The sequence below is a fragment of the Caulobacter sp. D5 genome (assembly GCF_003185805.1).
GTDB lineage: Bacteria > Pseudomonadota > Alphaproteobacteria > Caulobacterales > Caulobacteraceae > Caulobacter.
The window spans coordinates 1-9008 of record NZ_QHJY01000232.1 but is presented as its reverse complement, the minus strand read 5'-3'; the positions used below and the strand labels follow the sequence as shown (position 1 = coordinate 9008).

General features: G+C 68.0%; 7 protein-coding genes and 1 tRNA gene. 7 read left to right on the top strand and 1 reads right to left on the bottom strand.

Translation table 11 applies throughout. The features are described from left to right. Nucleotides 1-145 precede the first annotated feature (145 nt). Nucleotides 146-829 carry a response regulator transcription factor gene (locus tag DMC18_RS15670; RefSeq protein WP_199228519.1) on the bottom strand — a complete coding sequence of 228 codons (684 nt, stop codon included), beginning with the start codon at nucleotides 827-829 and terminating at the stop codon, nucleotides 146-148. 369 nt (nucleotides 830-1198) lie between these two features. Between DMC18_RS15670 and DMC18_RS15665 the strand changes: the two genes are divergently transcribed. From DMC18_RS15665 to DMC18_RS15640, 7 genes are all read left to right on the top strand, one after another. Further along, nucleotides 1199-2647: an MAC/perforin domain-containing protein gene (locus DMC18_RS15665; protein WP_110120546.1), complete on the top strand. Its 1449-nt coding sequence runs from the start codon at nucleotides 1199-1201 to the stop codon at nucleotides 2645-2647. Nucleotides 2648-2793: 146 nt separating this feature from the next. Further along, nucleotides 2794-4959, top strand: a complete 2166-nt coding sequence (locus DMC18_RS15660; protein ID WP_110120545.1) for a TonB-dependent siderophore receptor — start codon at nucleotides 2794-2796, stop codon at nucleotides 4957-4959. 192 nt (nucleotides 4960-5151) lie between these two features. Next, a tRNA-Pro gene (locus tag DMC18_RS26080) sits at nucleotides 5152-5272 on the top strand. Further along, nucleotides 5234-6520 (top strand): RNA polymerase sigma factor, encoded by a 1287-nt coding sequence (locus DMC18_RS15655; RefSeq protein ID WP_110133080.1) that lies wholly within the window; start codon nucleotides 5234-5236, stop codon nucleotides 6518-6520. The genes DMC18_RS26080 and DMC18_RS15655 overlap by 39 nt, the downstream gene beginning before the upstream one ends. Nucleotides 6521-6582: 62 nt before the next feature. After that, a complete protein-coding gene (locus tag DMC18_RS15650; protein WP_110120543.1) occupies nucleotides 6583-7107 on the top strand; it encodes an SRPBCC family protein in 525 nt (174 codons plus the stop codon). 39 nt (nucleotides 7108-7146) lie between these two features. After that, nucleotides 7147-7356, top strand: a complete 210-nt coding sequence (locus DMC18_RS26605) for a hypothetical protein (protein WP_199228518.1) — start codon at nucleotides 7147-7149, stop codon at nucleotides 7354-7356. A gap of 380 nt (nucleotides 7357-7736) precedes the next feature. Then, the coding region (locus DMC18_RS15640; RefSeq protein WP_110133079.1) for a DEAD/DEAH box helicase at nucleotides 7737-9008 on the top strand (1272 nt) is incomplete at its 3' end.

Here is a 9008-nt window from a genome sequence, read left to right as displayed (position 1 = left end):
CAGCGTCGCGATGGAGGTCAGCCGCGCGGTGGTGATCCGCGCGCCGCCGGCCCTGGCCTGCACGGCCAAAGCGAGGCCGATCGCGACCAGCCCCGCCAGGGCCAGCGCGATCAGCGGCGCCCAGCGGCTCGAGGCCGCCGCGCGGTCAGAGAAGGCCATGGGCGCGGGCCTCGAACACCGCCTCGGTCTTCGAGCGGACCTCGAGCTTGGTGTAGATGCGCCGCACGAAGGTCAGCACGGTGTTGCGCGATATGCCCATCAGTTCGGCGATCTCGTCGAACGAGAAGCCGCGGGTGATCAGCTGCAGCGTCTCCTTCTCGCGCTCCGACAGGCTGGGAACCGCGCCCTTGTCGGCGACGGCGCCCTCCTCCGCCGGCCGCGCGCCCCGCTGCTCGTCGGCCCGCTGCTCGTCGGGGCGGAAGCGCATCAGCACCTGGCGGGCGATGCGCGGGCTGATCGGGCTGCCGCCGCCGTGCAGCACGCGGATGTCCTGGGCGATGGCCGGCAGCGGGCTGTCCTTGAGCAGGTAGCCGCTGGCCCCGGCTTCGATCGAGGCGATGACGTGATGCTCGTCGGCGAAGGTGGTCGCCACCATGATCGCGCAGTCCGGCCAGCGGGTGTGGGCCTCGCGAATGACGTCGATGCCCGAGCCGTCGGGCAAGCCCAGGTCCACCACCAGCGCGTCGGCTGCCGGTCCGGCCAGCAGCGCGCGCGCCTGGGCCACAGTGGCCGCCACGCTGGCGATCGCCAGGTCCGGCGCGTCGGCCAGGGCCTTTCGAAAAGCCTCCTGGAACGCGGCGTCGTCCTCGACCAGGACGACCCGCAGCATCGGAACGTTCCGCGACGTCGCCTCGGCGTCCATTCCTGTCCCCCCGCCCTGCTCTGAATCCACGCCGCGCCCAAGCCATGCAAGGAATCGCAGAGCCCGCGCGAGTCGGCGTCATCATATCTTGCGACGGGGCGAACATTGCTCCGCGAACGCCAGCGCGGCAACTAATGGCGGCCCGGCGACGCCGGGCGCGAGCGCCGGCGCCGAGGTTCCTGAAACACGGAAATCAGCGCCGTGGGGGGCGCACGAGGGCAAGGGACGCCGCACCACCGTGGCGGCGACGATACGGCGTCCCTTGTCGGCTCCCTGCTCGATGTCATCGACAGTCCAGCGGCCGATGCGCCGCGATCAGCGCCAGGGGAGCGCCGCATGCCCAACTTCACCTCGACCCTCGAAATCGGCGCCGACCAGACGCGCGCGGACACCATCTGGGGCTTTGGGATCAACTGCATCACCGGCGGGATCGTCGTCGGTCCGCACGCCCTGGCCAGCTTCACCAAGCAGAAGCCGACGCAGCGCAGCCTGGACAACCGGCAGGCCACGGTCATCAAGTCCAGCGCCGACTACAGCAGCTTCCTCAGCACCAAGGCCAGCGTGTCGGTCTCAGGCCTTTCCTGGTCGGCCACGGCGAGCATGGCCTATGCCAGCCAGCACGCCTCCAGCGACACCTCGCTGACCTACGTGGTCACCCGCGACATGCGCTCGGTGGACGTCTATCTCGACATCGCTTCGGCCAAGGTCGATCCGGCGGCCCTGAGCCTGCTCAAGACCCAGGGCCCCGCCGCCTTCCTCGCGACCTACGGCACCCATTGCGTGATCGGGGTGTCCTACGGCGGGTCCTTCAGCGGCTACATCAAGATCGACACCAGTTCGTCGACCGACAAGGAAACCATGGCGGCCGCGCTGTCGGCTTCGGCCAAGGGCTTCGGCATGGGCGGCTCGATCGACGTCTCGTTCAATGCTGGACTGACCGCGACCAGCACCCTCTACACCCTGACCTCCTCCTCCGCCGCGGTGGGCGCCAACACGGGCGTCTTCGCCAGCACCGATCCCGACGGGTTGCTCAAGGCCGCTGAAAACCTCGCCCTGATCGCCAACTCGGCTCCCGGGGTAAGCGGCGCCGCCGTCACGTTCATCTGCGTGACCTGGGACCAGTTCGACGACATCCAGACGGCCCTGAACGCAATCCAGCAGCCGGACGCCCTCAGCCTCGACAGCTGCATGGCCAACCTGATGCAGTTGTCGGCCGAGTATCTGGAGCTCGACTACCTGATCGGCACCTGCCAGAGCATGCTGCACAGCAACGACTTCGCCATTCCGGCCCAACGCGGCGTCCTCGGCGCCCTGCTGTCGGCCGCCAGCGCCGGCCAGAACGCCATCAACAGCCTCAGCGTCGGCCAACTGGAAACGATGACGGCCGCCACGCTGCAGAACTACCTGATCTCGTCACGGCTCAACGTGCAGCTCAACCCCATCACTCACGGCCAGGTGCTGGTCTATACCTCCTGGTACACCGACGCGGCGTTCGACGCCTGGGGCGACCATTCGGCGACGCTCGCCATCACGCCGAATGTCGAGACCAAGGTGGTCACGGTGCATCACCACAAGGTGGAGTCCGACGCCGACCTCTATGTCGACGTGCGTCACGACGGCCAGGACTACACGCTCTACACCCGCTGGGCGTGGCGCAACGGCGACAACTTCACCAGCAACGTCGTCGATATCGGCGGCGTCTCGATCAACGCCACCGTCGCCAGCGCTTCGTGGACGGGCGCGGCCTGGAACCACATCAACGCGAACCTGATCAGCTATCCCTGAGACAATTCGAAATACAATTGCGAGTGATTTGCATTCCCGACCTCCCCTCGCTATAGCCTGCCGGACGCCGACACCGTCGGCGTCCGGATTATCTGGCGCCGCTCTCCCTTTGCGTGATCGCAAGCGGCGCAACGAAGGGGTGGCCCATGTTCCTGAAGACCACGCTGCTGGCGAGCGGCGCTTTCCTCGCGTTCGCCGCGCCCGCTCTCGCCCAGACGACGACCGACAGCACCGATGTCGAGGGCGTGGTCGTCACCGGCTCCTACACGATCAACGAACGTATCGACACGGCCACGGGCCTTGGTCTGTCGCTGCTCGAGACCCCGCAGTCGGTGACCGTCGTGACGGCCCAGCGCATCCTCGACCAGAACCTGCAGACCGTCGCCGACGTGGTCACCGCCGCCGCCGGCGTGTCGGCCAACGAGGTCGATGACGTGCGCAACACGTTCAACGCCCGCGGCTTCGAGATCAACAACTACCAGATCGACGGCGTGCCCACGGCCTGGACCCTGGCCGGCGGCGCCGGCGAGACCGCGGCCGACGTCTCGATCTACGAACGGGTCGAGATCGTGCGCGGCGCGACCGGCCTGCTGACCGGCGCCGGCGATCCTGGCGCCTCGATCAACCTGGTGCGCAAGCACGCCGACAGCGCCGACTTCACCGGCTACGTCACCGCCGGCGTCGGCAGCTGGAACAACTACCAGATCTCGGCCGACGTCGGCGGCGCGCTGACGGCCAACGGCGCCGTGCGCGGCCGCGCCGTGGCCAAGTACCAGACGGGCGAGAGCTACATCGACCTCTACAAGAACGAGAAGGCGGTGATCTACGGCGTCGTCGACGCCGACCTCGGCCCCAACACCCTGCTGCGCGTCGGCGCCAGCCACCAGCAGGGCGCCCCGAACGCGCCGGCCTGGGGCGCCCTGCCCTCGTTCTTCACCGACGGCTCGGTGACCAACTGGTCGCGATCCAAGACGGCCTCGGCCAAGTGGAGCTACTGGGACACCACCAACCAGAACATCTTCGCCAACCTGTCGCACGAGTTCGCCAACGGCTGGCGGCTGAAGGTCAACTACAACTGGCTGCGCAACGCCCAGAAGACCAAGCTGCTGTACCTGTCGGGCCTGATCGACAACGCCACCGGCACGTGGCGCAGCGAATCCGATCCCACCGTGACCAGCTACTCGTACCCCTACAAGGACGAGGGCGAGAGCATCCAGAACAGCATCGACGTCCAGCTGCAGGGCGACTACTCGCTGTTCGGCCGCAGCCACGAATTCGTCGTCGGCGCGCTGCACAGCAAGCAGACGCTCGAAACCACCACCTTCGCGGCCAACGCCTATCCGGACGCCGGCAACTTCTACACCTGGGACGGCACGCTGGCCGATCCGGGCTTCTCCAGCGTCGGCTACAAGGCCGTCGATGAAGAAACCAAGCAAACCGGCTTCTATGCCTCGACCCGCTTCAACGTCAGCGATCGCCTGAAGGTGATCGCCGGCGGGCGCCTGTCCAGCTGGGAGCGCAACGGCCTCAACTGGGGCGCGACTCTGAACTACGGCGACGACAACGTTTTCATTCCCTATGCCGGCGCGCTCTACGATCTGGCGCCCAATCATCGGATCTACGCCAGCTACACCGAGATCTTCCAGCCGCAGAACTACCGCGACATCACCGGCGCCTATCTCGATCCGGTCACCGGCGAGAGCGCCGAGATCGGCCTGAAGAGCTCGTACTTCGGCGGCCGCCTGCAGAGCTCGGTGGCGATCTTCCGCATCGTGCAGGACAACCTGGGCCAGATGGACCCGGACTCGACCCACAACGTGCCCAACGTGACGCCGACCACCCGCGCCTACTTCCAGACCGAAGGCGCGACCAGCAAGGGCTTCGAGCTGGAAGTCATCGGCCGTCCGCTGGACGACTGGAACGTCAGCTTCAGCTACAGCATGTTCGAGGCCGAAGACGCCGACGGCGCCAAGGTCAACACCGACCACCCGCGCCAACTGCTGAAGCTGTTCACCACCTACCGACTGCCCGGCGCGTGGGAGGGTCTGACGCTCGGCGGCGGCGTCAACTGGATGAGCAAGGCCTACACGGCCTCGACCAATCCGGTGACCGGCGGCGCCTACAGCTTCGAGCAGAAGGCCTACGCCCTGGTCAGCCTGATGGCCCGTTACGAGATCAACGACGCCCTGTCGGTGCAGGCCAACGTCGAGAACCTCACCGACGAGACCTATTACAGCCAGGTCGGCTTCTACAGCCAGTACCGCTACGGCGCGCCGCGCAACTACACGGTCAGCCTGAAGTACGCGTTCTGATCCCAGGTTCTGATTTACGGGAGGCGGATGACGCCTCCCGCCTGATCCAGTCGAAGAAGCCGCCGGGTTCGCCCGGCGGCTTTTTTCGTGTCCGCGGTGTCGGCAATGAGCCGGGGCCTGCGTCCTTGGCCAGCGGCGCCGCGGCCGCGGGAGACACCGGGATGCCCGACGCCATTCTCTGCTATCAGATGCGGGACGACGCTGGCGCATCTGGCCGCGCATCTGTTTTGGGAGCAGAGGGTCGCCGGTCCAGCCGGCGTTGTGGAGCTAGATGATGACCGATCCCGACTGGATCGACGCCGCCCTCGTCTCGGCCCGCCCCCGGGCCATGGCCGCCCTGCTGCGCTATTTCCGCGATCTCGATACGGCCGAGGAAGCCTATCAGGACGCCTGCCTGCGGGCCCTGAAGTCCTGGCCGGAGAAAGGCCCGCCGCGCGATCCGACCGCCTGGCTGATCCTGGTCGGGCGCAACAGCGGCGTCGACGCCGCCCGCCGGCGGGGCCGCCAGACCGCCCTGCCCTCCGACGAGGTGCTGACCGACCTCCAGGCCGGCCTCGACGACGCCGAGGCGGCCGCGGCCGAGCGGATCGACGGCGCCGACTGGCGCGACGACATCCTGCGGCTGCTGTTCGTCTGCTGCCATCCCGACCTGCCGGCCACTCAGCAGATCGCCCTGGCCCTGCGCATCGTCTCGGGCCTGTCGGTGCGCCAGATCGCCCGCGCCTTCCTGGTCGGCGAGGCGGCGATGGAGCAGCGGATCACCCGGGCCAAGGCCCGCATCGCCAAGGGCGACACGCCATTTGAAGCCCCCGGCCTGACCGAGCGCGCCGAGCGGCTGCTGGTGGTCATGGCCATGGTCTATCTGGTCTTCAACGAGGGCTATTCGGCCGGCGGGGCCGAGGCCGACGCCCGGCGGCCGCTGTGCGACGAGGCCATCCGCCTGTCGCGCCTGCTGCTGGCCCTGTTTCCAGACGAAGCCGAGGTCATGGGGCTGACGGCGCTGATGCTGCTGCAACACGCCCGCTCGCCCGCCCGGCTCGACGCCGATGGCCTGGTCGTACTGCTCGAGAACCAGGACCGGTCGCGGTGGAACCGCCCGATGATCGACGAGGGCCTGGCCCTGCTCGACCAGGCCATGCTGCGCCGGGATCCCGGCCCCTACCAGGCGCAGGCCGCCATCGCCGCCCTGCACGCCCGCGCCGAGCGCCCCGAAGACACCGACTGGGCCCAGATCGACCTGCTGTACGCGGTGCTGGAACGCATGACCCCCTCGCCCGTCGTCACCCTCAATCGCGCGGTCGCCGTCTCCAAGGTCGCCGGCCCCGAGGCCGCCCTGGCCATGATCGCCCCGCTGGAGGAGCGTCTTTCAGGCTACTTCCACTTCCATGGCCTGCGCGGCGCCCTGAACCAGCAGCTGGGCCGCGACGACGACGCCCGCGAAGCCTTCGGACGCGCCATCGCCCTGGCCGGAGGCGCGGCCGAGGCCGTATATATTCGCCAACAGCTCGATCTCCTGCAGGCTGGCGCGGAGAAAAATCACGCGCCCGTGTCGGGCGGCTGACAGTTCGAACGTCCTCGTCGCGAACGGCCCGGAAAAGGGCCTCGCCTTCAAGGGAGTTTCCGATGCTGAAGATCATCGCCGCCGTCGTCGTGCTGGGGATCGCCGGCCTGCTGATCGCCGCCGCCCTGCGTCCGCCGACCTTCCGCGTCGAGCGCTCGATCCTGGTCAATGCCCCGCCCGAGGCGGTGCTGGCCCAGGTCTCCGACTTCAAGGCCTGGCGGGGCTGGTCGCCCTACGAGACCCTCGACGCCGACCTGCAACGCACCTACGGCGGAGCCGAACGCGGCGTTGGCGCGACCTATGCCTGGGCCGGCAAAAAGGCTGGGACCGGCCGCATGCGCATCGACGAGGCTGCGAGCCGCCAGGTGCGCATCGCGCTCGATTTCGAAAAGCCCTTCAAGGCCAGCAACACCGCCCTCTTCACCGCCGTTCCCGAGGGCGACGTAACGCGCGTGACCTGGTCGATGTCGGGTCCCGCGCCGTTCATCTCGCGGCTGATGGGTCTCGTGTTCAACATGGACAAGATGATCGGCCGCGATTTCGAGACGGGTCTGTTCAATCTCAAGACCGTGGTCGAGCGTTCATAATCCGTCGTCGCCCCAAACCCGTCGCCCGAGGAGTCCGACATGGCCCGTTTCCTCCTGCTGAAGTTCGGACCGTCTTCAGAGCCGCGGGCTTTCGTCGGCGACCAGGAGGCGAGCCATCCGGCGGCCCACGAGGCCGGCAAGGAAGGCGGCGAGGTCTCGACCGGCGACAGCGCCGCTGATCGCTCGGCTTCCGCCAGGAAAGCTGCAGCCACCCGAAAGCGAAATGCTGAACAGCATGCGCATCCCTGAGCCGCGCGGCTGAAAGCTTCCTTAGAAAAACTGACGCGCTCGAATCCATACTAATCCAGTAGTGATTTCTCAGCGCCGTCTTCCTCCCCTTTGGCGGCGCCGAGCGGAGCGCCGCCCCGCCAGGACTTCACGGACGGCTCCCGTGTCCTGGTCCCGTCCTTCGGGGGAAGGACTGGGGCGGCGCTCACTCCTGGACTCGCTCGTCCACCCCTTCCTCTTGCGCTCTGACGCACGGCGGCCCACCTGAGGCCGCACGGGCCCCGCGAAGATTGACTTTGCGGCGATTGCGCCTATTTATCCCCACCTTCGGAGCAGGTCTGGCGAATCCGCGCCGCCCGCTCGCCCAAGCACGGGCGGCTCCGAGTTCAGACCAGCGTGAAATGACAGAATTCTCCGATCTCGGGCTCTCGCCCACGACCCTTCAAGCGGTCGCCGACACCGGCTACACGACCGCCACCCCGATCCAGGCCCAGGCGATCCCGGTCGCCCTCGCCGGTCAGGACGTCCTGGGCATCGCCCAGACCGGCACCGGCAAGACCGCCGCCTTCACCCTGCCGCTGATCGACAAGCTGCAGTCGGGTCGCGCCAAGGCCCGCATGCCGCGCGCCCTGGTCATCGCCCCGACCCGCGAACTGGCCGACCAGGTCGCCTCCAGCTTCGAGAAGTACGCCAAGGGCACCAAGCTCTCGTGGGCGCTGCTGATCGGCGGCGTCTCGTTCGGCGACCAGGAAAAGAAGCTCGATCGCGGCGTCGACGTGCTGATCGCCACCCCGGGCCGCCTGCTCGACCACTTCGAGCGCGGCAAGCTGCTGATGACGGGCGTGCAGTTCCTCGTCGTCGACGAAGCCGACCGCATGCTCGACATGGGCTTCATCCCGGACATCGAGCGCATCTTCAAGATGACGCCGCCGAAGAAGCAGACCCTGTTCTTCTCGGCGACGATGCCGCCGGAAATCACGCGCCTCACCAAGCAGTTCCTGAAGGATCCGGTGCGGATCGAGGTCGCCAAGCCGGCCACGACCAACGCCAACATCACCCAGTTGCTGATCAAGGTGCCGTCCTCGGACCCCAAGGCCAAGCGCCTGGCCCTGCGCACCATCGTCGAGAAGGCCGCGCCCGAAACCGGCATCGTCTTCTGCAACCGCAAGACCGAAGTCGACATCGTCGCCAAGTCGCTGAAGGTGCACGGCTTCGACGCCGCCGCCATCCACGGCGACCTGGACCAGAGCCAGCGCATGAAGACCCTGGCGGCCTTCCGCGACGGCTCTCTGAAAATCCTGGTGGCCTCTGACGTCGCCGCCCGCGGCCTCGACATCCCGGCCGTCAGCCACGTCTTCAACTACGACGTCCCGCACCACGCCGACGACTATGTGCACCGCATCGGCCGCACCGGCCGCGCCGGCCGCTCGGGCGTCGCCTACATGCTGGTCACCCCGGCCGACGACAAGGGCTTCGACAAGGTCGTCAAGCTGATCGGCTCGACGCCCGTCGAAGAAGTCATCGACGTCGACTACAGCGACGCCGTCACCGTGCCGCGCGAAGGCGACCGCCGTCGCGGCCGCGGCGAGCGTCCGGGCCGTGAACGCGGCGAGCGAAGCGAGCGCGGTGAACGCAGCGGCCGCGGCCGTCGCGAACGCGCCGAGGCTGCTCCG